This is a genomic window from Pedobacter jeongneungensis, assembly GCF_039538295.1.
GTDB classification, from domain to species: Bacteria; Bacteroidota; Bacteroidia; order Sphingobacteriales; family Sphingobacteriaceae; genus Pedobacter; species Pedobacter jeongneungensis.
Genome location: NZ_BAABBY010000008.1, coordinates 12437 through 38312 on the forward strand (window position 1 = coordinate 12437; position 25876 = coordinate 38312).

The 25876-nt window shown below is 39.2% G+C and carries 24 protein-coding genes; 15 read left to right on the top strand and 9 right to left on the bottom strand.

All coding sequences use genetic code 11. The features are described 5' to 3' along the window. Nucleotides 1–200 precede the first annotated feature (200 nt). Nucleotides 201–1910, top strand: coding sequence for a DUF6600 domain-containing protein (locus tag ABD769_RS16190; RefSeq protein WP_344852436.1), 1710 nt, complete (start codon nt 201–203; stop codon nt 1908–1910). Nucleotides 1911–1945: 35 nt separating this feature from the next. Here the strand turns inward: ABD769_RS16190 and ABD769_RS16195 are convergent, their stop codons facing one another. Both ABD769_RS16195 and ABD769_RS16200 read right to left on the bottom strand, forming a co-directional pair. Beyond that, complete coding sequence (locus tag ABD769_RS16195) at nt 1946–2707, bottom strand: hypothetical protein (RefSeq protein ID WP_344852437.1); 762 nt, start codon at nt 2705–2707, stop codon at nt 1946–1948. Nucleotides 2708–2984: 277 nt separating this feature from the next. Beyond that, complete coding sequence (locus ABD769_RS16200) at nt 2985–3608, bottom strand: HAD family hydrolase (RefSeq protein WP_344852438.1); 624 nt, start codon at nt 3606–3608, stop codon at nt 2985–2987. Nucleotides 3609–3686: 78 nt separating this feature from the next. Here ABD769_RS16200 and ABD769_RS16205 point away from each other — a divergent pair, with 78 nt between their 5' ends. The 4 genes from ABD769_RS16205 to ABD769_RS16220 all read left to right on the top strand — a co-directional run bounded on the left by ABD769_RS16205 (nt 3687) and on the right by ABD769_RS16220 (nt 7335). Continuing rightward, a complete protein-coding gene (locus ABD769_RS16205; protein ID WP_344852439.1) occupies nt 3687–3914 on the top strand; it encodes a YtxH domain-containing protein in 228 nt (75 codons plus the stop codon). 65 nt (nt 3915–3979) lie between these two features. After that, a complete protein-coding gene (locus ABD769_RS16210; RefSeq protein ID WP_344852440.1) occupies nt 3980–5380 on the top strand; it encodes an MBL fold metallo-hydrolase RNA specificity domain-containing protein in 1401 nt (466 codons plus the stop codon). A gap of 193 nt (nt 5381–5573) precedes the next feature. Next, nucleotides 5574–6257 carry a class I SAM-dependent methyltransferase gene (locus tag ABD769_RS16215; protein WP_344852441.1) on the top strand — a complete coding sequence of 228 codons (684 nt, stop codon included), beginning with the start codon at nt 5574–5576 and terminating at the stop codon, nt 6255–6257. A 73-nt stretch (nt 6258–6330) separates the two neighbouring features. After that, nucleotides 6331–7335, top strand: a complete 1005-nt coding sequence (locus tag ABD769_RS16220; protein ID WP_344852442.1) for an LLM class flavin-dependent oxidoreductase — start codon at nt 6331–6333, stop codon at nt 7333–7335. Between the two features lie 77 nt (nt 7336–7412). Here ABD769_RS16220 and ABD769_RS16225 read toward each other — a convergent pair whose 3' ends face one another. From ABD769_RS16225 to ABD769_RS16255, 7 genes are all read right to left on the bottom strand, one after another. After that, nucleotides 7413–8489 carry a DUF5694 domain-containing protein gene (locus ABD769_RS16225; RefSeq protein WP_344852443.1) on the bottom strand — a complete coding sequence of 359 codons (1077 nt, stop codon included), beginning with the start codon at nt 8487–8489 and terminating at the stop codon, nt 7413–7415. Between the two features lie 158 nt (nt 8490–8647). Next, entirely contained in the window at nt 8648–9787 is a 1140-nt protein-coding gene (locus ABD769_RS16230; RefSeq protein WP_344852444.1) for a M28 family metallopeptidase, read from the bottom strand. Nucleotides 9788–10112: 325 nt separating this feature from the next. Continuing rightward, complete coding sequence (locus ABD769_RS16235; protein ID WP_344852445.1) at nt 10113–11051, bottom strand: DUF6607 family protein; 939 nt, start codon at nt 11049–11051, stop codon at nt 10113–10115. Between the two features lie 23 nt (nt 11052–11074). Further along, nucleotides 11075–12277 carry a PepSY-associated TM helix domain-containing protein gene (locus ABD769_RS16240; protein WP_344852446.1) on the bottom strand — a complete coding sequence of 401 codons (1203 nt, stop codon included), beginning with the start codon at nt 12275–12277 and terminating at the stop codon, nt 11075–11077. A 73-nt stretch (nt 12278–12350) separates the two neighbouring features. Continuing rightward, nucleotides 12351–13061 carry a DUF4198 domain-containing protein gene (locus ABD769_RS16245; RefSeq protein WP_344852447.1) on the bottom strand — a complete coding sequence of 237 codons (711 nt, stop codon included), beginning with the start codon at nt 13059–13061 and terminating at the stop codon, nt 12351–12353. Nucleotides 13062–13121: 60 nt separating this feature from the next. Then, nucleotides 13122–15581 (bottom strand): TonB-dependent receptor domain-containing protein, encoded by a 2460-nt coding sequence (locus ABD769_RS16250; protein WP_344852448.1) that lies wholly within the window; start codon nt 15579–15581, stop codon nt 13122–13124. Nucleotides 15582–15882: 301 nt separating this feature from the next. Next, entirely contained in the window at nt 15883–16584 is a 702-nt protein-coding gene (locus ABD769_RS16255; RefSeq protein WP_344852449.1) for a DUF4397 domain-containing protein, read from the bottom strand. A 571-nt stretch (nt 16585–17155) separates the two neighbouring features. Between ABD769_RS16255 and ABD769_RS16260 the strand changes: the two genes are divergently transcribed. The 10 genes from ABD769_RS16260 to argB all read left to right on the top strand — a co-directional run bounded on the left by ABD769_RS16260 (nt 17156) and on the right by argB (nt 25679). Next, complete coding sequence (locus tag ABD769_RS16260; RefSeq protein WP_344852450.1) at nt 17156–17854, top strand: Clp protease/crotonase-like domain-containing protein; 699 nt, start codon at nt 17156–17158, stop codon at nt 17852–17854. Between the two features lies 1 nt (nt 17855). Next, complete coding sequence (gene argG / locus ABD769_RS16265) at nt 17856–19046, top strand: argininosuccinate synthase (RefSeq protein ID WP_344852451.1); 1191 nt, start codon at nt 17856–17858, stop codon at nt 19044–19046. An 82-nt stretch (nt 19047–19128) separates the two neighbouring features. After that, nucleotides 19129–19479: a cupin domain-containing protein gene (locus ABD769_RS16270; protein WP_344852452.1), complete on the top strand. Its 351-nt coding sequence runs from the start codon at nt 19129–19131 to the stop codon at nt 19477–19479. Beyond that, nucleotides 19472–19942, top strand: a complete 471-nt coding sequence (locus ABD769_RS16275) for a GNAT family N-acetyltransferase (RefSeq protein WP_344852453.1) — start codon at nt 19472–19474, stop codon at nt 19940–19942. Before ABD769_RS16270 ends, ABD769_RS16275 begins: the two co-directional genes overlap by 8 nt. Nucleotides 19943–19944: 2 nt before the next feature. After that, on the top strand, nt 19945–20928 hold the full coding sequence (gene argC, locus ABD769_RS16280; protein WP_344852454.1) for an N-acetyl-gamma-glutamyl-phosphate reductase: 984 nt from the start codon (nt 19945–19947) through the stop codon (nt 20926–20928). Between the two features lie 132 nt (nt 20929–21060). Continuing rightward, nucleotides 21061–21417, top strand: a complete 357-nt coding sequence (locus ABD769_RS16285; protein ID WP_113947596.1) for a four helix bundle protein — start codon at nt 21061–21063, stop codon at nt 21415–21417. A gap of 94 nt (nt 21418–21511) precedes the next feature. Beyond that, nucleotides 21512–22642, top strand: coding sequence for an aspartate aminotransferase family protein (locus ABD769_RS16290; protein ID WP_344852455.1), 1131 nt, complete (start codon nt 21512–21514; stop codon nt 22640–22642). A gap of 173 nt (nt 22643–22815) precedes the next feature. Beyond that, nucleotides 22816–23790: a Rossmann-fold NAD(P)-binding domain-containing protein gene (locus tag ABD769_RS16295; RefSeq protein ID WP_344852456.1), complete on the top strand. Its 975-nt coding sequence runs from the start codon at nt 22816–22818 to the stop codon at nt 23788–23790. A 22-nt stretch (nt 23791–23812) separates the two neighbouring features. Then, nucleotides 23813–24853 (top strand): PDDEXK nuclease domain-containing protein, encoded by a 1041-nt coding sequence (locus ABD769_RS16300; RefSeq protein WP_344852457.1) that lies wholly within the window; start codon nt 23813–23815, stop codon nt 24851–24853. Continuing rightward, nucleotides 24843–25679 (top strand): acetylglutamate kinase, encoded by an 837-nt coding sequence (argB, locus tag ABD769_RS16305; RefSeq protein ID WP_344852458.1) that lies wholly within the window; start codon nt 24843–24845, stop codon nt 25677–25679. The genes ABD769_RS16300 and argB overlap by 11 nt, the downstream gene beginning before the upstream one ends. Nucleotides 25680–25876: the final 197 nt, after the last annotated feature.

Sequence of the window (25876 nt, forward strand, 5' to 3'; positions counted from 1 at the left end):
GGTGTAGCAAATTTTATTTCTAACTGACTAATTTTCTGCACAATTAAAACGTACTTAAAACGTTAAATATTAGTTAAATATGCCTTCCGGGGCAATATTTAAAGGAAAACGCAAAAACTATGCTTGCATATTAAACCATCTGCATTTTTGGTTCTCTAATTGATACACACACATTAGGTTATTAAAAATAAAACACACAAATGAAAACACTGAAATCTACGGCACTTGTGCTGGGGCTCTTTGCGCTCCTTGCCGGAACCACAACCCTTGTCAGGGCACAAGACTATCAAAACGATTACCAGGATGATGGTTACAGCACTGGCAATGTTTCTTTACAAACCTTTTACGACGAACTTTCGCCTTATGGAACCTGGATTCAGGATCCGCAATATGGCTACGTTTGGCGTCCGGATGTAGATCAAAGTGATTTCCGTCCATATTATACAAACGGACGTTGGGCCATGACAGAATATGGCAATACCTGGGTATCTAATTACGATTGGGGCTGGGCACCTTTCCACTACGGCCGTTGGGTAATTAACAGTTACAGACAATGGATCTGGTTGCCTGATACCAATTGGGGACCGGCATGGGTTGACTGGAGAAGTGGCGATGGTTATTACGGCTGGGCACCAATGGCACCAAGCATCAGTATTAATTTAAGCTTTGGCCGCCGTTATGTAGTGCCGGAATTCTGCTGGAATTTTATTCCGCAGCGTAATATTTATATCAATACTTTCCCACGATATGATTATGGCCGCAACAATGTGTATATCCGTAACACAACCATCATTAATAATACTTATGTGTATAACAGAAGAACTTATTATGGCGGACCACGGGTTGAAGATATCAGACGTGCAACCAACAGGGATGTAACCGTTTATAGATATGCTCAGAGTTCACGACCTGGCGCAAGCAGGGTTGGAGGCAGAGAGGTTTCTATTTACAGACCAAGACCAGAGCGTAATGTGGATAACCGCAGTGCTGCACCTAAAAGATTTGAACAGGGCAATGCGGGTTTCAGCAGAAGTGGAAGAAATGAAGGTTATACCAACCGCGATCAGAGAGGTGGTAATCCAGGCAATAACGATAACCGTTTCGGATCAAGGGATAACCGCAATGCAACACAACCCGACAGAAATAACGGTAATGTAGGCAGAGATAACAACCAGCCAAATAACAGGGGCGAAGCTTATAACAGGGATGCAAACGGACGTGTTAGCCGTGGAGGTACCAATGGTATTGATAATGGCAACAGACAGGATAATGCCAACCGCGGTCAGGATCAGCAACGTTTAGAGCAGATGAGGCAGCAGCGCAATCAGGATCGTATGAGCCAGGATCAGCAACGTACGCAACGTGATGTTCAGCCACAACGAGGTGCAGATGATCAACAACGTGCGGCTCAAATGGAGCAACAAAGAGCTCAGCGTAACGAACAGATGCAGCAGCAACGTTCACAACAAGCCCAGCAACAGCAGCAGGAAAGAGCTCAGCGCGATGTACAGGCACAGCAACAACGTAATGAGCAAATGCAGCAGCAACGTTCACAACAAGCCCAGCAACAGCAGCAGGAAAGGGCTCAGCGCGATGTACAGGCACAGCAACAACGTAATGAGCAAATGCAGCAGCAACGTGCACAACAGGCACAGCAACAGCAGCAGGAAAGAGCACAACGCGATGCGCAGGCTCAGCAGCAACGTAATGAGCAAATGCAACAACAACGTGCACAACAGGCACAACAACAGCAACAGGAAAGAGCGCAGCGTGATGCTCAGGCTCAACAACAGAGGGTTCAGCAACAGCAGCAACAACAACAGAGACAAGAACAAAGAAGATCGGAGGCTCCGCCTCAACAAAGAGGTGGTGGTGAAAGCGGAAGACCATCAAGAGGTGGCAGAGGATAAATTGAAAGTCCCGATGAAAATCGGGACTTTTTTTATTAGCTGGCCAGTTTATCTTCTTTTAGTTTTACGGGTATCAATATTAGAAACCATATGATCGAACCGATACAAAATGATAAGATTGTACAAAGCAGATAAACATCACCTCTTTTTTCGAACAGATTATATTTTGGAATCAATATAATTGGCTTTTTGGCATAATAAACATTGCGAATGCCCAGGTTGAAATTTTCATTTTCTTTACTAAGGCCTGCTTTCTGAAGGTAATCAAAGCCATAAATTTTATCATTTTTAAAATTCAGATAGGTTTCTTTAATAAAACTTCTAAACACCGAATCTTTAACTGCATCGGGTTGTCTGTTTCTTATACGTAATGATCTTTGCCAACCTAGCCAGGCTTTAGGCACAAAATAGTTTAAAGGTATGTTCGATAACAAAGGGCCATCACTGTGGGTTGATTCTCGTGTAGGTAAAGATGCCCATAACGGCGGGGGGATCGGGTATTCATAAATGGGAACCGCAACATATGCAGTAAATGTAAGATTCGCATTGTTTTTGCCGCTTATCTTAGAAACAAACCTTATATTAGAATGGGCTTTATCAAGATAAATATGACTGATATGATAAAACTTTGTTAAATGGGTTTTATCAATCTGATTAATAGACGGCAATTTAGTTAGTTTGCCCACTGCATCACGAATGTATTTCTGACTTAAGAAAAAAGGAAATAGTATGGCAAAATATGCCAATAGAACATATAGGTTAAACAGATCCCTGCCATTCTTTTGCTCTAGTTTCAAAAGTTTCCGGCAGGGCCTTAGCCAAAAGATCAAAGGTATAACCGGAAGTAGAAGCGGCATTAAAAATTCGTAAAAGAAATCCTCGAGCGGTATAAGTTGCGTTTGGAAAAAGTAAATATTTAATAACGAAAAGCCTATTATCGAACCGAGTGCAATAATGAGATAACGTGAATAAATGAATTTGAGCTTATAAAGTAGATTATCCATATGGTTGAGCAAAACAATTTTGCAAAAGTATCTATTTTATACCATCAAGATATACCGGAAATAAATACTTTTATTGCTCCGCCGCTTTATGTAGCATACTCAAATCATTCCATCTAAACGTGCTCTCTGCGTTTGGGTGTAAATTATCCGGATCGAGTAAAAAAGTGCTGATTCCCAGTTCCAGTCCGTACCTAATTTCTGAGTCAGCATCATCGCCAATAATTAAAATGTCGTTAACGTTAAGATTGTGCTGATCGATCAACTCTTCAAAAACGTCTTTCTTATTGTTAACAGAAACATCCACAACACGCACCTCCTCAAAATCATCGGCAATGCCCAGCATTCTAACTTTCGATACCTGTTGTTTTTGAAAGCCTGCTGTTACAATAAATTTCCGCCCCTTCAGGTTTTTAATATAATGGTAATCATCACTGGGTTTCAAAGGCTTGCTTACTTCGCGGTTTTCAAGGTAAGAAAGCACTTCGGGCATTACTTCTTCCCTAAAACCATATTTCTTAGCCACTTTTAAAAAAGGGGTTCTTAGCATATCCTGTTTGGCGAGCTGAAAGTCTTCATCACTGATTCCTAAATCCAGACTTTCTAAAAAGCGGTATAATTCACCCATTAACTGTTCTTCGTTCGGCTTTGTAAAATAAATGGTATTGTCGAGATCAATAAAAAATATACTTTTCATTGTGGATTGGTTTTTGTAAGATGAAAAAAATAAAACACCTGTGGATTAAATATGTTTAATAAGTAAATCACTAAGATCATGAAAAAAGAGACAAAAATTATAGTAGGCGTATTAGCCGGAGCAGCACTTGGTGCAACCATCGCATTGGCATTATCATCAGATTCTACCAGCGATCTTAAAAGTAAGGTAACAGACTTTTTTGCTGATCTTTTAGATGCCTCGAAAGATAAATTAGCAGGATTGGCCGAGAAAGCCACCAGTGTTGTGGATAAGGTTAAAGATAAAGCATCAGAAATAAATGCTTAAAGAATTGGAAGTGCCGGAAATATCCGGCATTTTTATTCTAAATATTTTCTAACCAACATTTCTAGATGAACATTGCTTTTCATGGAGCCGCCCGTACAGTTACGGGGAGTAAGCACCTTATTACCTTAAAAAACGGTACCCAAATATTATTAGATTGCGGATTATTCCAGGGGATGGGCCGCGTTACCGATAAATTAAACGATTATTTTGGCTTCGATGCTAAAAAGGTTACCTACCTCGTTCTATCCCACGCACATATCGATCATTGTGGTTTATTGCCCAAACTGGTTGCAGAAGGTTTTGAAGGCAAAATTTTTTGTACTTCGGCCACAATGGACCTTGCCCGGATACTGATGATGGATTCGGCAAAAATCCAGATACAGGATACCGAATACGCTAACCGCCACCTCCGCCATGGAGAGGAAATGGAAGAAGCGCTTTACACGGAAGAAGATGTTACCAGAACATTAAGTTTGATGAAGATTGTGGAGTATGAAGAAGACTTTGAAATTGAACCTGATATACATTTGAAATTTACCGATGCCGGCCACATTTTGGGCAGCGCTGCGGTTCATCTTACCATCACCGAAGATGGGAAACCAACACGTATTACTTTTTCTGGTGATGTGGGCCGTTATGGCGACCTGCTTTTAAAAAGCCCGCAGCAGTTTGATCAGGCCGATTATATTTTAATGGAATCTACCTATGGTGATTCATTGCATAAAGACCTCGATCCGATTGAAAATTTGCTGCTGGAGATCATCAACAATACCTGTAAAGTAAAAAAAGGCAAAGTAATTATTCCCGCTTTTGCCGTTGGCCGCACACAGGAATTGCTTTATGCTTTAAACGGATTGGAACTCAAAGGCAAATTGCCTGATGTGCCTTATTACGTAGATAGTCCGCTATCATCAAAAGCGACCGAAATTCTTAAAAACCACCCTGAAGTGTACAATAATGGTGTTAAGGAAATTTTAAAAGTTGATCATGACGTTTTTGCTTTTAAAGGGCTGCGTTTTATTGAAAGTGTAGAAGAATCGAAAGCTTTAAATGAAGATCCAAGGCCATGTGTAATTATTTCGGCATCGGGTATGGCTGAGGCTGGTCGCGTAAAACACCACATCAGAAATAACATCAGCAACCAGAAAAATACGATTTTAATGGTGGGTTATTGTGAGCCTAACTCACTTGGCGGCAAGTTAATAGCCGGACAAAAAGTAGTTGAAATTTTCCGCGATGAATATGAAGTGAAGGCGGAGGTAAGATCGATTAAATCGATGAGTGCACATGGCGATTATGAAGATTTACTGCACTTTTTATCTTGTCAGGATCCGGCAAAGGTGAAACAGTTGTTTTTGGTTCATGGTGAATACGAGGTACAGCAGCATTTCGCTACAAGGTTAAAAAATACAGGTTTTAAACATGTTGCTATTCCCGAGTATCATCAGGTATTTGAGCTGGAGTAATATAAACTAAGCGTTGGTCCGGATTTGTAATCCGGACCCATGTATTCCAGATTTTTAATCTGTTTTTGTAAGGATTGAAAATCCTTAGTTCTCAAGTCGGGATTACAAATCCCGACTAACTATTCCTTGCCCCGTCCACCACACCTCATCCATCTTACATCGTCCATCATCCTTTTTCCCTATCTTTGCCCCCATGGATGTTTTTGGTAAAGCGCTAACAGATATTTACAGAACAGGCGAGGCAGATACCCTTTGGCTGCATAATTCGTACGGCGAACCTGAAGAAATGCCTTTAGAGTTTTTCTTCCGTGATGATGAAGACATGCCGGTTTTAGAATTGCAGGCTTTGCATATGTGCAGTGGTAAGGTATTGGATATCGGTGCCGGCGTTGGCAGTCATGCCCTGCTTTTACAGGCTTTTAACATTGATGTTACGGCTATCGACATTTCTGAGGCTGCGGTAAATATCATGAAAGACCGCGGCGTTAAAAAAGCATTTGTACAGGATATTTTCACCTATCGGGAGAAATTTGATACCATTATCATGCTCATGAACGGTATCGGCCTGACGGGAACATTGCCCGGATTCAAAGATTTTCTGATCAGATTGAAAGATCTCATTAATCCCAACGGGCAGGTACTTTTCGATTCTTCGGATATCGCTTATCTATATGAAGATATGCCAAAACCGGAAAATCAATATTATGGTGAAGTATCTTACCAGTACGAATATAAAGGGGAAAAAGGCAATTGGTTCAACTGGATTTATATAGATGAAGAAACCATTAAAAGCACTGCAAAAGAAACAGGTTGGGATGCTGAACTGATTTTTGATGATGGAGAAGATCAGTATTTAGTAAAATTGACTTTAGCCTAATAATCTAAAAGTCATAAAGCTTTTTGTCGTGTCGATTTAAATCAGCAGGCTCATAAATTTGTTTAATACGATTATGGGCAATACAAAAATTAAACTCAGTGTTTTAGATCAGTCGCCGGTACGAAAAGGTGTTACCGCCCGTCGCGCCATTGAAGAAACCACTATACTTGCACAAGAAGCTGAAAAATTAGGTTATCACCGTTTTTGGGTTTCAGAACATCATAATACCACCAGCCTGGCGGGTTCTACTCCAGAAGTTTTAATTGCACATCTGGCTAATCATACCAAAACTTTAAGAATAGGTTCCGGAGGCATTATGCTGCCCAACCACAGTGCTTTGAAGGTTGCTGAGAGTTTCCGTTTATTGGAAGTAATGCACCCTAACAGGATCGACTTAGGGATGGGGCGTGCGCCAGGAACCGACCGGATTACGGCCTCAATGCTCAATCCATCAAACAACTGGAGCGAACAGGATTTTGTAGAGCAACTGCGCGAACTGCAGCATTATCTACATGATACTTCTGATTGCGGCATACAAGCTAAAATAAAAGCGATTCCGGTTTCTGAAACCGTTCCGCAACAGTGGTTGTTAAGCAGCAGCGGACAAAGCGCTTTGTTTTCAGCACATTTCGGGATGGGTTTTTCTTTTGCGCATTTCATTAATCCGGTAGGCGGTGCACAAGCGATTCAGTATTACCGGGAGCACTTTAAACCTTCGGTAGATCTGACTAAGCCGGTCGAAAATGTAGCGCTCCATGTTTTCTGTTCGGAGGATGAGGAAAAGGTAAAACAGCAGGAAGCTTTAATGAATTACCGGTTTTTACAACTGGAAAAAGGGAAGGGGTTGCCTGCCGTTGGCTGGGCCGATATTAAGGATGTAAGTTACAATGCTGCTGAACAGGAACGGATTAAGGCCAATAAACAGCGGATGATTTATGGTACACCAGCTGTAATTAAAGAACGATTAACCCAATTAGCTACTGATTATGACGTAGACGAACTGATGGCCGTTACCATTACCGAGCATTTTGAAGACCGGATAAGATCCTACGAATTGCTCGCTGAGATTTTTCAATAAAAATGTTCATGGTTTTTGCCCCGCGCAGACCATGAACATTATAAGGTAGCGGTTTGTGAAGACACAAACTCTGGCAATTAGTGCAGATCGTTATAATTGATAATTTTTACCTCCGGATTTTTGGCCAGAATTTCTTCCATCCATTTACGGTGCGATGCGCCAACACCCACTACAACCCGTTTTGCTTTTTGTGCCCTCGCTTGCTCAATGATGTTTTTGCACATGCCCTCATTTCTTAACATCCATTGGGCAATCATTGCTTTTACCGATTCAGTAGGGAAACCTGTATAACCATAAAAATGAGATCCTCCATAAAAATTCCATGCTTCATCCAACACGCCATATTTTACAGTATTCATGCCGGCATATTGATCGGCGTTGAAAACTTTAGATTCCTCATCACTATAACTCCAATAAGTTTCGATGGCTTTAACCGTTGCTGCTTCGGCAGATGTACTATCTGCTTTGGCTTTGGTGATCATGATTTTGTATAAAGAATCTGTTTTGGCCCAGGCTTCGCTCCAGGGTTTATCATAAGTCTGGCAATCCATTTTGTAAACCTGATCCTGACCTAATTGATAAATAAGCGGAAAATAAATTTTGCTGTATTCGCTTTCTGGCCTGTACAATCCAGCCTTTTTTAAAGAATCTACACTTCCAAACATTTTTGCATATTGTGCCTGCTCTTCTTTACCAAACTTATCTTTCATGTAATTTTCGAGTATAAAAATCTGGTATTCCGCATTTGCTCTATCCAGGTTTTTAGCATAATTAACGGCTAAATCCATACGGGTTTTATGATAGTAAGCAAAAGATGAAAGTGCTTTATGTTCTTTTTTAATTTGTGCAGCAATATTTTTTACCGGTTCAGGGTTTAGTTTTTCAACATAATCGTGGCCTTTTTTAAAGACTTTCACTGCCCAGTTGCTTTGTTCAAGCTTTGCATAATCGCTTTCCGGTAAATATTCCCCAAAAACCATATCAGGTTTAAAGTTTTTCAGTTTATCGATGATGGCCTGAAAATTTTGTGCCGATTTAGAATTATCGTGGGCTGAGCCTACTATAACAATTTCGAGCTGGTTTTGGGCATTCGATTTAAACGCAATTGCAGTTAATAATAAAAATGCCAGGCTAAGTTTTTGTATAATTTTCATAATGAATCTTGTTTCGTTTTTTGTTGATTCAAAGATGAGCATACGCACTTGCCTGCTATATTTAATTATCCCAAAGGCTTATTATATTATCCCAATCCGGTAAAACGGGAATTAAAAGGTTTGGATAGTGGTTTCAGGGTTTTGTCCTGAAAAAGAACCTATTCCATTAGTTTTTCGTTAAAACCAACAATCAGTTTAAAGAGATCTTTATACTCGGTAAGCGGTAAAGTTTCGGGTTGATCAAATACATCGTGATAAGCTGATGGGCCGCCCTGGGTGTAGATAAAAAATGCAGGAACCCCTCTTTCGGTAAAGAAATAATGATCGCTGTTGGCGGCCTTTCCCCTCGAATTGATTTTTGAAATATAGCGGTGTTGATTGTTAATATGATTAAGCAATGCAAATGCTTTTGGATAAACAGATGCATTAACTACCGTCATTCCGGCCTCACCTGTTCCAACAAGATCAAGGTTAAGGAGAAATTTAATTTTATTTAAAGGAATGAGCGGATTTTCTACAAAATACCTCGAACCTAATAGCCCGGCTTCTTCACCCGCAAAACAGATGAAACCGATAGAGTAGGGCTGTGGATGGGCAGCATAATATTTTGCCAGACTTAATAATGTGGCCACACCGGCGGCATTATCGTTGGCACCCGGGAAATAGGTATCGGCACCCATTCCGCCCAAATGATCGTAGTGTGCAGTGATCATTAAAAGTGAATCAGGAAATCTGGTTCCCTTAACAAAAGCACAAACATTTGCTGCCTGGAAACCGGGAACGAATTTATTTTCGATATCAACACTGATTTCTTTTGGTATGGCCGTAAAATATTTTTTATTAACCTGAAGGATTGTTTTTTCTCCGACTTCGGTTGCAACAGACCAGGTGAGTTTATCTTTTAAAGAAACGGTTAACGAAGATGTAGCCTGGTAATTAAGACTGTCCAGAGGGGTTAAATTCGCTTTTTGCTTGATGCCGGGGCTTTCGTTATTAATAATGAAATCTTTACCGGGAATAAGTTTCTGGCCATTAATGCTAACCATCATTTTTCCCGGGAAGGTGTTTACTGGAAAAGAAAAATCCTGTTTGTAATTGGTACCCATAGGTAAAAGTCCCATTCGGTGGTAAGCATCTGCAATATAATCGGCCGCTTTTTTCATGCCATCTTTGGTATAACCTCTGCCCCAAAATGCTTTTGATGTAAGCGTATTTATTACGTTACGGGTATAAACAGAATCTTGAGCGAAACTGTTAATGGTCAGAAATAGAAAGAAGATGAAGCCAGATTTTTTCATGCCGGAATTTAGTAAAATAAAGTTACTGTTGGCCGGGATTTGTAATCCCGACCCTGGTACTAAGGATTTTTAATCCTTTTAGTGGATTATAAATCCACAGTTTATTAAGTCGGGATTGCAAATCCCGACTAACATTCAAAAAAAGGTTGACGAGTAACAGCATAGCCATTACTCGAATAATTTATCGTTACAAACGATAGAATCGTATAGCTATTTATGCCTCGTTTGGAAACGAGCGCAAACATTTTCATGTTTAAACATAAAAAAGGTTGATGTTAACAGCCATGCTATTAATCACCAACCTTTTCATATAAGTGAGCTTATTTTACTTTAGCAGATAAGGCTGTAAAGCAGTTTTAATTTTTTCTTTATTCTGAGCAGCAGTCCATTTTTCTTTGATAGACTGATCGCCTAAGCTAAAAAGTGTTTCGTAAAGCAATTTACCATTTGCCATGGTTTGTACTTTGAAAGTATTTTGAGATCCGATAATATCGGCCCAAACGCCACGAACATCTGCCCAGTAAGATTTTTGGCTGGCCCACCATTTTTGTGCATTGGCGAAAGTTTTAGGGTCTATTTTAGTAAATTCTTCATAACCTTTTTCAACTGCTAATAATTTATCGCCACTGGCTGAACGTACAATCTTTTTATTATCCTGTTCGAACATCCAGCCATCCTTAGTGATGGTGATCCTGCTGCCACGGTTTAATACATTGTAATCTTTACGCACGGTCGATTCTCTTCTTGGCAGTGGAGAGTCGGTTTCGCTTTGCCAAGCATCATGTCCGCCTACGTGGCTCCAGGTTCCGTAACCCTGATAACGTGGACTATCATCTACCTGATAAACTTTTTGCGTCCATTTTCCTTTTACATCGGCAGGAGTTAAGTTGCCTTTTTTCCATGCATTACCTTCGGTGTAAAGCATAATGTCGGTATCTTCATACGTCCAGTCCTGGCGCCAGTGTTTAATTACAGTAGTATCATTAATGGCCAGCATGTGCTGGATCACGATCCTTTTAGGCTCATCAACAATAATTTCGGCCCATTCGTTACCATGGCTTTCGTAAGGCTTGCTGAATTTGTAATTCGGATCCGGAGCGGTTACTTCGCCGTAATTGAAATTCACTTCGTAAAAGCCTGCTAAAGATTTAATGGCTTTTCTATCTTTTTCCAATTTTTCTTCCGGAGAATCTGCTTTCGTTTGTGCATTAGCATTAAGGGCGATCAAACCGGTTAATACTAAAATCAGGTTTAAAAACTTCATTTTTATGATTAATTAGGGTGTGCTTAGTTTTCCGCAACTGCGGGATTTTTCTTCTTTTTCTTTTTACCCCACCAGATGATAAATCCGGTAATGGGCAAACTTGCTGCAATAAGGCTTGCAAAAAATGCCATAATTTTTCCAGGCAGGCCCAAAATAGCGCCTACATGGATATCGTAATTCATGCCAATAAGTGCTTCGCCGCCATTTTTGTCGCTTTGGTTTTTACGTGCCAATAATTTGCCTGTGTATTGATCGAATAGCAAAACATCGAAATTCCAAAAGGTTTCTTCTCCTTTGTAGCCGGTTGCATAAATAGGCGCTGTACCACCTCCGGCTGGCGACATCCCAATGCGTTCTGCATTTGTAAAGGTCTTTTTTGCCGTTTCAAAGGCTACATCGAAAGGAATGGCTTTGATGGTTTTGGTCGAATCTGATTTGGCTGTTACTTCTTTTGGTGGGCTAACACTACCTGATGCAACAACATAAACTGTTGCCTGAAACCATTGAAAGGCCCAAACCAGGCCGGTTAAAGCCAGCATCAGGCAAATCGTCATCACATAAAAACCCAGTACATTGTGCATATCGTAATTGATGCGTTTAAATTTCGCCTTCCATTTGATTTTGAAACTTTTATCGAAATTCGATTTTTTGAGATTTTTAGGCCACCACATTACCATACCGGAGATTAGCAGAAAAACAAAAATGATGGTGCTCCATCCGATAATCTGCTGGCCGATGGGATGGTTAATAAGAAAGCTCCAGTGCAACATTTTAATGATGCCAAAGAATTCATACTTATAATCAGAAACCAATGTAACCTTACCTGTGTATGGGTTGATAAGAACGATATCGTAATAATCTATCGAATCGAAATACCAGAAAGCTTTAGGATCGCCGGGTTTATAGGTCATAAATTCCCAGGCCCTGTCTGGCCTGCTGTAACTCGTCATAAACGTTACCTTCTTTTTTCCGCCTAAAGCTTTTTCTGCAGTAGCCGTTAATGTACTTAAAGGAATGTTTTTTTTATTTGCCGGTACCTCAACAAAAAACTCTTTTCTATGGATAAACTCGGTAATTTCTTTCTGGAAAGCAAAAATGCAACCCGTTACACCCAGATGAACAACCACCAGGCCTGATGCGATGCCCAGCCACAAGTGCAGCCAATCGCTGATTCTTCTTATCCGCGATTTTTTTGGTTTTTTCTGTATAGGTTTTGTAAGCGCCATTAAAGCTTTATTTAATAAAAGAACCAATTGACAATCTGGCTGCCAATTGGTTATAAAAATTGAGTTAATCTGGTTATTTAACTTCTGTAGTGTAAGTTACCAAATGCCAGATTTTTTCGTAGTCTTTGCCGTTCAGTTTTCCCGGTGTTTTATCTTCGGTAAAAGCTTCAAGGAAATAACTTCCTTTTGTTGCTGGTTTAAAGGTGAATTTACCTTGTGCATCGGTTTCGGTAGGCTGGCCTTTTTTATCAGGACCAACAACTGTTAATTTTTGGTTTGCAAAAGGCGTTTTGTTATAAATAACTTCATGAACAGCCGTTTCTCCCACTTTTAAAGCGTGTTTATCCGGTCTGATGGTTAAAGCAGCATCGGCAGGAAAAACCGTGTTAATTTTTGAAGCACCCACTGCAACATCTGCGAATGCATAATATTCAATTTTTGCTTTCTCGTAAACTGCAGCTACCTCATGTACCACAGAAATTTTGTATGTTCCATCCTGATCTGGTGTAAAACTGGCTTTGTAAAAAAGCACATCCGGCGAAGTTGTTAAAACTTTGGTAGTGCCATTGGGAGCGGTTAAAACCAATTTGAAATCTTTCAGGTTGCTGAACCATTTTGCTGCCGTATCAGGTTCATTGTGTTCATACTCACCAAAAAAAACTTTTACGTCCTGTGGCTGTCCTTTTTTACCCATTGCCGATGTTTCTATCCACAAAGCATGTGCAAATGCGCTCGAAATGCTAAACGCAAGGAATAATACTAATAAAGAGATTTTAGTTTTCATGTTTTCGGTTTTTAAAACCGTGAGCAATTGATCTGATCCAATTGCTCACGATTGATTTAATTAAAATTTATAAGTAACACTGCCGGTAAAAGTTCTTAAATCCTGAGCATTCATGGTGCTGTAACCTGTCCAGTATTTTTGGTTGGTGAAATTATCTACTTTAGCACCGATCCTGAATTTTGGATGATCGTAGAATACCGATGCGTTGAAAACTTTGTAAGCAGGAAGTATAAACACGTTTTCAGTGGTAGATGTTGGCGTGATGATTAAGTTATTCACGATTCTGTTATCACTGGCATAATTCCCGCCGGCACCTAATCCAAAACCTCTTAACGAACCTGCAGCAAATTTGTAGCTGATCCATAAGTTTGCAGAGTAAGGTGAAGCTGAATAAGCATCACGGCGTCCTTCAACATCAGGTGAAGCATTTTGCAGGTAGTTATCATTATAAGCAAAACCTGCAATAATGTTTAAACCGTTAACAGGGTTGGCAACAATTTCTGCCTCTATACCTTTACTGATTTTGTTACCATCCTGGATCTGTGCATTTGGGTTCGATGGGTCCTGGTTATAGCCCCTAACCATGTCTTTCACTTTAATATAATAGTAAGATACCGATCCGGTTAGTTTACCATTAAAAAGATTGCTCTTAACACCACCTTCTATCTGGTTAGCCTGCTCCGGCTTAAATGCATCACCTTTATAATCTATACCGTTAACGTTGTTAAAACCGTTTTGGTAATTGGCAAATAACGACAACTGATCTTTAATGGGTTGGAATACCAGACCGAATTTTGGTGAGAAGGCCGTTTGTTTATAAGCGCCAACCGGTGCAGAACCCGAACGGTCTGAATTTCCTTTGTTATCAAAACGATCCACCCTTAAAGCGGCTAAGGCAATTAACCTGTCGGTTAAATTAATAACATCCGATGCATAAGCACTGTAGGTATTGGATTTAAAGTTAGACAGGTATTTAGAATAAGGGTGCGAAGCGTAAAATGCAGCCAGGTTAACCTCAGTAAAATCGTTATAGTTAGCACCATTTCCGTTTTTGTTGGTTAAATCGAAAGTATCGATCGAATAGAACAATTGATCAGAATTTTGACGTAAATAATCCAGACCAAGGACAACCCTGTTTTTAATAGATCCTAAGTTAAAAGTACCGTTAAAGTTTTGTTGAACTTCATAGTTATAAAGTTTGCTGTTGTCGGTTGATTGATCGGCTCTGGATATCATATCAGCACCTGGGCCAGCTGTGGGGTTACCCAGTGGGGGATAATTGTTGGGAACCAGAAACAAATATGTTCCACGGCCGTTAGAAAAACTATAGCTGGAGGAGAAACTGGTGTGTGATGACCAGTTGTCGTTAAATTTATAATTTGCCTGACCAAAGAAATTTGTACTGTTATACTTTTGTTTCATCGCATCACCGGTAAACGATTTGTCGTAAGGTATGCCTGATTGATCTGCCCTGTCAAAACCCAGGTCTTTTACCGGGAAATAGAAGAAAACGAATGGTTTTAACGTGTTTTTACCATTGGCAATTTCGGCATCAAAAGTAAAATCCAGTTTATCATTTACCTTATAAGCTAAACTCGGAGCAACAAAGAAGCCCCTGTCGAATACATTTTGCTGAAAAGATCCTTTGTAATTATAAGAAGCATTAATACGTGCATAAATGTGGTTGGCTTTATCAACAGGGAAATTGAAATCGGTACTTACCCTGTTTAAATCATAACTACCTGCCGAATAGGTTACTTCTCCGCCCATACCTTCGAAAGGTTTTTTAGTAACGCGGTTAATTAAACCTCCGTATGAGGTTAAAGTACTACCGAATAGGGTAGCAGATGGGCCTTTAATTACCTCAACACTTTCGATGTTTGCAGCATCATTACGGCTGGTTACATTACCTGCAATGCCGTTTCTGAGTTTGGATTGAACAATAAAGCCTCTTGATGCGTAGTATGCACCACCATCTCCGCCACGACCAGTTGATTCCCACATTTTTTGAATCCCTACAGCATTACGTGTTGCATCGTCAACAGAGAATATCAATTGATCGTTAAATGTTTCTTTGGTAATGGTGGTATAAACCTGTGGGTTTTCTAAATTGGTAATCGGCATTTTTGATACATAATCACTCTTTTGTGCGCCATATTTATTGGCCCTGCCTTTATTGATATTTACTTCGCTAAGCTGGTTTGAATTTTGGCTGATTACAAAATCGACAGTTTTATTTTCGCCGGCAGTAATTACAATGGGCTTTTCTACTGATTGTACACCAACTGCCGAAACCCTTAAAATGTATGAGCCTGGTTTAACGCGTTGAATTTCAAAAACACCTTTATCGTTGGTTACATTTCCTAAGCCTTTTCCTTTTAAACCTACTGAAACATAAGCTGCTGGTTTTCCATCTGATGTGGTTACGGTACCACTGATGGTAGAAAACTGCTGGGCAAAGGAGAGTAAGCTGAGAAAAGTTAATAGAAAAGTTAAACTGAAAAGTTTGATTTTAAACATGATAAGATTTATTTGGATTAATTCTAAAGAGCTGCAAAATAACGGGAGAAAATGTTATTATCCAAATTATTTTGAATTATTCTAAATAATAAAATGTTAAAATTCTATTACGATTAAAAAAAAGCTTTCATTCGTGGCTTTTTTTATATTTTCAGTGCTTAAAACCTGTATTTCTGGTTAAATTATTGGCGGAAAGATGAATTTGAAAAATATTGAAAGACAGGAATCTTTCAGGAATTTAAACATAAAAAAGCCCCATACTAAATCAATAGTATTGGGGCAATTAGAAAAAAAAATATTTTTATTTAATTACAATGGCCTGTAAGCTCAATGGGCGTTCTGTATCATTTGCAGGTGTTACCAAACCGCCTAGTATCACATCATAATGGAAACCAGCGGTAAAAGTAGTGCTACCTGTTGTTGCTTTAACCGTACCTGACGAGGTTTCTTTTGCATCAAGTGAGTAAGTTCCTGCATCTACGCTGATAAAACCACTTGCATTTTTAAAAGTCTTACTGGTAAATAAAGCCGTAGTTGCACTGGTTTTGGCCAAATCGAATGCAGCTGCATCCGGCGATAAATTGATGAACCGGATATAAGCTTTATCAGCTGCCGGTACAGAAAGGTCATCACCAATGGTATAAATATCTAATGCTGCAGGTTTGTTAATTAAGTAAGTAGAATAATAATTGCTGGCACTTAGTGCAACCGTTTTGGTTAATAAACTTTCGGTACTGCTGGCCGTTGTAAATTTTAAACTGTATGATCCTGCTGCGTAAGAGGTATAAGAAGCTGCACCACCAAAAGGTAAAGCAGCTGTATTAACCATGGTGCTGTTAAAATAAGCATTGTATGTAGCTAAAGATGGCGAGGTATTCACAACTCTGATGTAGGCTATGTTCGGATCGGCAGTTTCAGTCTTTTTGCAAGCGGTAAATGTTGTAAAAGCGATCAGCAAAATTAAAGTAAGGGATTTGAAATAAAACGGAGTAGAATTCTTCATGGAGTTTTAAAATTTGATTTAATATTTAGAAACATTAATAAAACGACAGTTCGGCAGCATTCGCTACAGCGATACAAATATTGTATTTTAACCGTGTTTCAGTATGTTAAATGTTGTTAAGCAGATGTTAAAGTTTAAAGCTTCTTTTTAACAATGTTAATATTGATTGGGGCAGCAGAGATGAAATTAAAAAAAAATTAAAAGCGAACAGTTCTGTAAACCTTTATAAAGTCAGGTTAATTTAAAAAAAACAAAAGCTTAACATAAAAAAATCATGATATTATTGTGTAACTCGATTTTTATTTAAACCTTTGCACCTCAATAGAGTTAAAGCCGTTTTAATACGCAAGAAATGATTAAACAATTTTTACATAAACTTTCTGTTTCTACAGCGCAAATGGTGCCTGGGAAAGGTTTGTTTATTAATCATTTTCAGCCCGTTTTTTATTACCCCACAAGCCGGCAAAATTTCACTCCACGTATTTAGTACCTAAACTAAACGTAACGAGGAATTGATCCTCTCTAAAAACCCAATTAACAAGAATACTTATAATTTTTCGTTAGAAAACGAATGGATATTAACGAATTTATAGTGCAGGTTGCACTTCCTGAACATCGTGTATTTGCAGAACAAATTGTAACCGAGATGGCCGAATCTGCTAAAGCACGCGGTACCGGTATCGCAAAGCGTTCTCCGGAATATGTTGCAGGCAAAATGGCCGAAGGCAAAGCGGTAATTGCTTTCCATAAGGATGGCACATGGGCCGGGTTTTGTTACATCGAAACCTGGAGCCACGGACAGTTTGTAGCCAACTCCGGTTTAATCGTATCTCCTGAATTTAGAAAAGCAGGTTTAGCACATGCCATTAAGGAAAAGGTTTTCGAACTTTCGAGAACATTGTACCCTAAAGCAAAGATTTTTGGTTTAACAACCGGTTTGGCCGTAATGAAAATCAATTCCGATTTAGGTTACGAGCCGGTTACCTATTCTGAACTTACCCAGGATGAAGAATTTTGGAAAGGTTGCCAGAGCTGTGTAAACTTCGAGATCCTGAAAATGAAGGAACGTAAAAACTGCATGTGTACGGCTATGCTTTACGATCCGGCTACGCAAAAACACGATGCAGCTAAAAGATTTGCCGAAGAATTACAGAAAAAACCCAAATTATACGAGCGTTTTATGCGCATTAAACAACGTTTAGTTGTTAAACCAAAGCCAAAAACTGGCTTAAAAGCCCTTTTATTTTTATTTACCTTTTTATTTAAGTAGCATGAAAAAAGTTGTTTTAGCATTTAGCGGAGGATTAGATACCTCATTTTGTTGTATTTACCTGGCACAAGACCGCGGATTGGAAGTACACTCGGTAATTGTAAATACCGGTGGTTTCTCTGACGAAGAGTTGCAGGAAATTGAGAAAAGGGCATATGCTTTAGGCGTAAAATCGCATGCTGTGGTAGATGAAACAGAAGGTTATTATGATGATTGTATTAAATACCTGATTTTTGGTAACGTATTAAAAAATGCAACTTATCCGCTATCGGTAAGTGCAGAGCGCGTAAGTCAGGCAACTGCTATTGCCAACTATGTTAAAAAAATCGGCGCTGATTATGTAGCCCACGGTAGTACCGGTGCAGGTAACGATCAGGTACGTTTTGATATGATCTTTAATATCCTGATCCCGGGAGTGGAAATTATTACCCCGATCAGGGATTTAAAATTATCACGCGAAGCAGAAATAGAATATCTGGCGCAGCATGGTGTTGAATATAGTGCCGAAAAAGCAAGATACTCGATCAATAAAGGTTTATGGGGAACTTCGGTAGGTGGAAAAGAGACTTTAACATCACACGAAACTTTGCCAGAAAGTGCATGGCCAACCCAGGTTACCGAAACAGCAGCACGTAAAGTAGAATTAACTTTCGAAAAAGGCGAACTGATTGCTATTGATGGCGAAAAACTGGCGCCGGTAAGGGCAATCCAGAAATTACAGGCTATTGCACAACCTTTCGGTATTGGCAGGGATATCCACGTGGGCGATACCATTATTGGTATTAAAGGCCGTGTGGGTTTTGAAGCTGCCGGACCAATCATCATCATTAAAGCACACCATACTTTAGAAAAACATACTTTAACCAAATGGCAGTTAAGCTGGAAAGAGCAATTATCATCTTTTTATGGTAACTGGCTGCACGAAGGTCAGTTCCACGATCCGATTATGCGGAATATCGAGGCATTTTTAGCCGATACACAAAAATTTGTGAGCGGTAAAGTATTTGTAGAACTGTTACCATACCGTTTCCAGATTATCGGAATTGAATCTAACCATGATTTAATGAGCAATAAATTTGGTAGCTACGGCGAAATGAACAATGCCTGGAGCGGAGAAGATGTTAAAGGTTTCTCTAAAATATTCGGCAACCAGGTAATGATCTGGCACAAAGTGAATGGTGAGGAAGCCTAGTTTTATGTAAAATGTATGATGGAAGAGGTGAAATGGAAGTTTTTGTCCTCTCTTGATACTCAATATCAACTTGATACTTAAGATGAGCGAAATCCTTTCAAAAGATAACTGTTTAAGTCATTATAAATGGGGCGATAATTGTGATGGATGGAATTTTGTAAACAAGCCGGAGGCGGCAATTAAACAAGAATTAATGCCGGCTCAAACAGCAGAAAAACTACATTTCCATACTTATGCAGAACAATTTTTCTTCATATTGAAAGGACAGGCAACCTTTTTAATTGAAGGCGAAACATTTACAGTTGATGCCAATAAAGGTTTACAGATTAAAGCCGGTGATAAACATAAAATCATGAGCACTGGCGTTGATGATTTAGAATTTATACTTTTTTCAACTCCATCAACCCAAAACGACAGAACTGATTGTGAATAATATAACGATAAAACAGATAGGATTAACAGAAGCTCACCTAATAGTTGGCCTGTTTAACCAGTATCGTATTTTTTATAAACAGTTTTCGGATATCGGCATGGCCAGTGCTTTTATCAATGAACGTTTACAGCACAACGAATCGGTCATTTTTGTAGCCATTGATGATGATAGTTTGCAGCCCGTGGGTTTTACACAGTTATATCCAAAATATTCTTCAGTAAGATTAAGTAAAAACTGGATTCTGAACGATTTATATGTTGCTGAAGATTACCGCGAGCAGGGGATCGGCGAAAAACTGATTAAAACCGCCATGGATTTTGCCAGAAACAACGGGTCTACATTTGTACAATTAGAAACCGCTATTAACAATTTTACTGCGCAGCACCTGTACGAAAGTATCGGTTTTGTAAAGCAGGGAAATGACGAGGAATTTTTTCTTTATAAAATAGCACTAAACTCATAGAGATGAATAAAATTAAAGCAGGAATAATTGGTGGTGCAGGTTACACAGGTGGCGAAATGTTGCGCATCCTGGTTAATCACCCAAATGTTGAAATTGCTTTTGTAAATAGTACCAGTAACGCCGGAAACCTGATTTCTGATGTACATACTGATTTAATTGGCGATACCGATTTAAAATTTGTAAGCGATATTCCACAGGATATTGACGTTTTATTTTTATGCGTTGGTCACGGCGATGCGAAAAAGTTTTTAGCCGCTAACCCGATCAGCGAAGACATTAAAATCATCGATTTATCACAGGATTTCAGGTTACATGAAAAATCGGCATTCGAAAACCGCGAATTTGTTTACGGACTGCCGGAATTAAACCGAGATAAAATTAAAACGGCCAAAAATATTGCCAATCCAGGTTGTTTTGCCACTTGCATTCAGTTGGGTTTATTGCCCCTGGCTGCAAAAGGCCTGATTAATAAAGAAGTTCACATCAATGCAACTACGGGCTCAACCGGTGCCGGACAGAGTTTATCAACTACTTCGCATTTCAGCTGGAGAAATAATAACCTTTCCATTTATAAAGCGTTTGAGCATCAGCACCTGAACGAAATCAGCGAGAGTTTGTTGCAGTTACAGCCATCACTTTCTGAGGCTTTAAACTTTATTCCACAGCGTGGAGCATTTACCAGGGGGATTTTGGCTGCGATGTACCTTGAAACTGATTTAACTTTGGAAGAAGCACAAAATATTTACGAAGCGTATTATAGTGCGCATCCTTTTACGCATGTAAGCCGGAATAATATCGATTTAAAGCAAGTGGTGAATACCAATAAAGCACTGGTTCATGTAGAAAAACATGGCGGTAAATTATTTATCATCAGCATTATAGATAACCTGTTAAAAGGCGCCAGCGGACAAGCCGTTCAGAATATGAACTTAATGTTCGGCTTTGATGAAACAGCGGGACTTAAGTTAAAGGCCGCTAATTTCTAGGTAGAAGGCTTATAGACCAAAGCTGAAAGACCAAAGACCAAAGCAAAGATAGCATGATGCCAACATAAATTAAATAATGATTAAATATTGCATTAAGCTTAGTCTTTTTGCTTTTGCCTTTAAGCTTAGAAAATGAGAGATTATCAGAAATTGGATGTTTGGAAGAAATCACATTTGATGGTTCTATATGTCTATAAATTCATTTTGCCTGATTTTCCTGCTCATGAAAAATACGATTTGCAAAGTCAGGTAAAAAGAGCGGCATATTCTGTTCCATTAAATATTGTTGAAGGGGCAGGGCGGCGGACCGAAAAAGATTTTGCACATTTTCTTGATAATGCTCTAGGCTCTGTTCAAGAAATGGAATACGCTTGTTTTCTGGCAAAAGATTTAGAATATCTTGAAGAAAGCAAATATTTAGAAATTTATAAAATGGCTGGTGAAGTTAAAGCAATGTTAATTGGCTTAATTAAACACCTAAGACAATAACCAAGATTGAATACTAATAGATTAGGCTTGATGATATATGAAATATTGCAGGAAGCTTTGGTCTTTAGTCTTTGGTCTTTAAACTTATTAAAAAATGAACTTATTCGACGTTTACCCACTTAATGATATAGAAATTACCAAAGCAGCAGGCAGCAATGTTTGGGATGCTAACGAACAACAATACCTAGATTTATATGGCGGTCATGCTGTAATTTCAATTGGTCACACCCATCCGCATTATGTACAGCGCTTGACAGATCAGTTAAATAAAGTTGGCTTTTACTCTAACTCGGTTAAAATTCCTTTACAGGTTCAGCTTGCCGAAAAATTGGGTGAAGTATCAGGTAAAAAAGATTTTCAGCTGTTTTTATGTAATTCTGGTGCCGAAGCAAACGAAAATGCTTTAAAACTGGCTTCATTTTACAACGGAAGAAAAAAAGTGATTGCCTTTACAGGCGCTTTCCACGGACGTACCTCTTTGGCCGTTGCTGTAACCGATAACCCTAAAATTGTGGCTCCGGTTAACCAGACCGAAAATGTAATCTTTTTGCCTTTCAACAATGAAGTTGCTTTAGAAGAAACTTTTAAAGCACAGGGCAATGATATTTCAGCAGTAATTATCGAAGGAATCCAGGGCGTTGGCGGTATTAAAGAAGCTTCAAAAAGCTTTCTTCAAAAAATCCGTTCACTTTGTGATGAATATAATGCCGTTTATATTGCTGATAGCGTACAGTGTGGCTACGGACGCACCGGCTCTTTTTACTCACACGATTATTCGGGTGTTGAAGCCGATGTTTATACCATGGCAAAAGGAATGGGGAACGGATTTCCTGTTGCCGGGATTTCCATTGCACCTAAATTTAAACCTTGGCATGGCGAATTAGGTACAACTTTTGGCGGTAATCATTTGGCCTGCGCTGCTGCACTGGCGGTTTTAGAAGTGATGGAAAAAGATAACCTGATCAAAAATGCCGAAGAAGTTGGAAATTACCTGATTGCTGAACTGAAAAAATTTGAGCAGGTGGTAGAAGTACGCGGTCGCGGACTGATGATCGGGATTGAATTACCCGAAGAACTTGCACATGTTAAAAAAGAACTATTATTTACACACCATATTTTTACCGGCGAAGCTAAACCTAACGTAATCCGTTTATTGCCTGCTTTAAACTTGACTAAAGCGCATGCGGATGAGTTTTTAGCGGCATTTAGAAAATTAGTAAAATAAGTTAGATGGCAGGAAGGTAGCAGGGTGGAAGGCCTGGGATAAGGCTATGAATTATAAAATAAAAAAATAAATCAGGCGATATAAATCGCAATTATAAATTTTGAGGGATAGCGAGATTGAGGGAGAACAAACCTTCAACCTTTCAGCGCTCAACCTTTAACCTAATAGAAAAGATGAACTTGTTCACTTCCGTACACGATGTTCCAAGCATCAAACAATTTGTAAATGATGCACTTGCGTTAAAAGCAAATCCTTATGCGCACCAGGATTTAGGTAAAAACAAAACCCTGGGCCTGGTTTTCATGAATCCAAGTTTACGTACCCGGTTAAGTACGCAAAAGGCCGCCTTAAATCTGGGTATGAATGTAATGGTGATGAATATGGACAAAGAAGGCTGGGCTTTAGAAACTCAGGATGGTGTGGTGATGAACGGCACAACCGTTGAACATATCCGTGAAGCTGCAGCCGTTATGGGACAATACTGCGATATTTTAGGCTTGCGTTCTTTCCCGAAATTGAACAACCGTGAAGAGGATTACAGCGAAGATTTCTTCAATAAATTTGTGAAATACTGTGCTGTACCTGTAGTGAGTTTAGAGAGTGCAACACGCCACCCTTTACAGAGTTTTGCTGATATTATTACCATTCACGAAACGTGGACAAAACAGCCTGACGGACGCAAACCAAAAGTAGTTTTAGCCTGGGCGCCTCATGTAAAGGCTTTGCCTCAGGCAGTACCCAATTCTTTTGCAGAATGGATGTGTAAAGCACAGGAAGAAGGTATGATCGATTTTACCATTGCTCAGCCAGAAGGTTATGAACTTTCAGAAGATTTTACGCCTAAAGCCAATATTCAGTATAATTTAGAGGAAGCTTTAGCCGGGGCAGATTATGTGTATGTAAAAAACTGGAGCAGTTATAAAGAATATGGCAAAGTGTTAACCTACCCCGATGGCTGGATGATGAACAACGAAAAGTTGAAGTTTACCAACGATGCCAAAGTAATGCATTGTTTACCCGTACGCCGTGATTTAGAATTATCATCTGAAATTTTAGATGGGCCAAACTCATTGGTAATCCACGAAGCTGGAAACCGTTTATGGGCTGCACAGGCAGTAATTAAGGCAATGTTGGAGGAATTGAAATAGCATTAGTTGGATGGGAAAGCCAATGAAAAATATAACAACAGATTTCGAGCAGATTATTTTGCTTATTACAGAAGCCCGGAACCGGGTTTACAGTAAAGCGAATGCAGAATTAGTAATGTTATATTTTAATGTTGGTCAAATTGTTTCCGAAAAAGTTGCCAATGGGAAATGGGGTGATGGGACTGTAAATGATTTAGTAAACTATATTGCAGATAAACAACCCTTTTTAAAAGGGTTTAATCGTCGTGGGCTTTATAGAATGAAACAATTTTATGAAGTTTATAGTGATAAGGAAATTGTGTCAACACTGATGACACAATTTCAAGATGCTGATAATGAGTTAAATAAATTTGTGACAACAGTGTTGACACAAATACCCTGGTCTTCTCATTTACACATTTTAAACAAAACCAAAACTATAGAGGAAAAGCTATTTTATATCCATAATTCTATCAAAGAAAAATTATCTGTAAGAGAACTTGAGCGCCAGTTAAATTCTGCTACTTTTGAACGGACTATGCTTGGTAGTAAGTTTAATTTAGCAATGACGAAACAATTACCCAAAGGAATTTTTAAAGACCCTTATGTTTTTGAGTTTTTAGCTTTACCCGAAATTCATTCTGAAAATGACCTGCAGCAGGCATTGATTAAAAACCTGCAAAATTTCATATTAGAAATGGGAAAAGGTTTTACGTATATGGGGAGTGAATACAGACTGCAGGTAGGAAATAAAGATTACTATACAGATTTATTATTTTATCACCGCGATTTGCAGTGTATGGTTCTATTTGAATTGAAGATAGAAGAATTTCAACCGGAATTTTTGGGAAAATTAAATTTCTATCTCGAAGCTTTGGATAGAGATGTTAAACGGCCTCATGAAAACCCAAGTATTGGTGTCTTGTTGTGCAAAGGTAAAGATGTTGAGGTTGTGGAATATGCCTTGGCCAGAAACTTGTCGCCAGCCTTAATTGCAGATTATGAAACTAAACTCATTGATAAAAAGTTACTTGTAGAAAAACTACACCAGCTTTCAGAAATTTTCTATAAAAATGAAGAATAAACAACTCACTATCATAAAAATCGGTGGCAACGTAATCGATAATTCAGAAAACCTGCACCAGTTTTTACTGGATTTTACCGCATTACCGGGAGATAAGATCCTGGTGCATGGAGGTGGTAAAATTGCTACCGAACTAGGCGAATCGTTAGGCATTGAAGCTAAGATGGTTGAAGGCCGACGGATTACGGATATCGAAACCCTGCGGATTGTAACAATGGTTTACGCTGGTTTGATCAACAAAAATATGGTAGCCCAGTTACAGGCCAAAGGCAGTAATGCCATCGGATTGAGCGGTGCAGATGGAAATGTGATCAAAGCAACCAAGCGTCCGTTAAAAACCGTAACACATGGTGCTGCTCCAGGACCATTGGCTGGTGCCGTAATCGATTATGGTTTCGTTGGCGATCTGGATGAAAACTCTGTTTCTTCAACAACTTTAGATAGTTTGTTAAAAGCTGGCTTCGTTCCGGTTTTATGTGCCATTACGCATGATGGTGATACGCAACTTTTAAATACCAATGCCGATACCATTGCCTCTTCTGTTGCAGTGGCCATGTCGGGTTTATATGAAACGCGTTTGGTATATTGCTTTGAGAAAAAAGGCGTGCTAAAAGATGTTAATGATGATGCTTCGGTAGTAAGAGAAATCAGAGCTGATGAATTTGAAGGTTTAAAAGCAGATGGAACGGTACAAGGCGGCATGATCCCTAAATTACATAACGCTTTCGAAGCGATTAAAAAAGGTGTTTCGGCAGTGTACATTGGTAAAGCAGATGAATTAGCTGAACTTGCCGAAGGTACTTTCGGAACCAAAATGCTAAAATAGAGGTAGAAGGCAGGAAGGTAGAAGGCGGAGGGAGTTGTCGAGATGCATAAACTCATCGCTAAAAGATTTTAACAATCAGGACACAAAGGCACCGAGTTGCATTTGTAATTCTTTGTTGTGCTAACTTTCTGAATGTAAATTTTATAGGCATTTGGAGGGAAAAAGAAACCGATTTACCACTGCTTTTGCAAACTAAA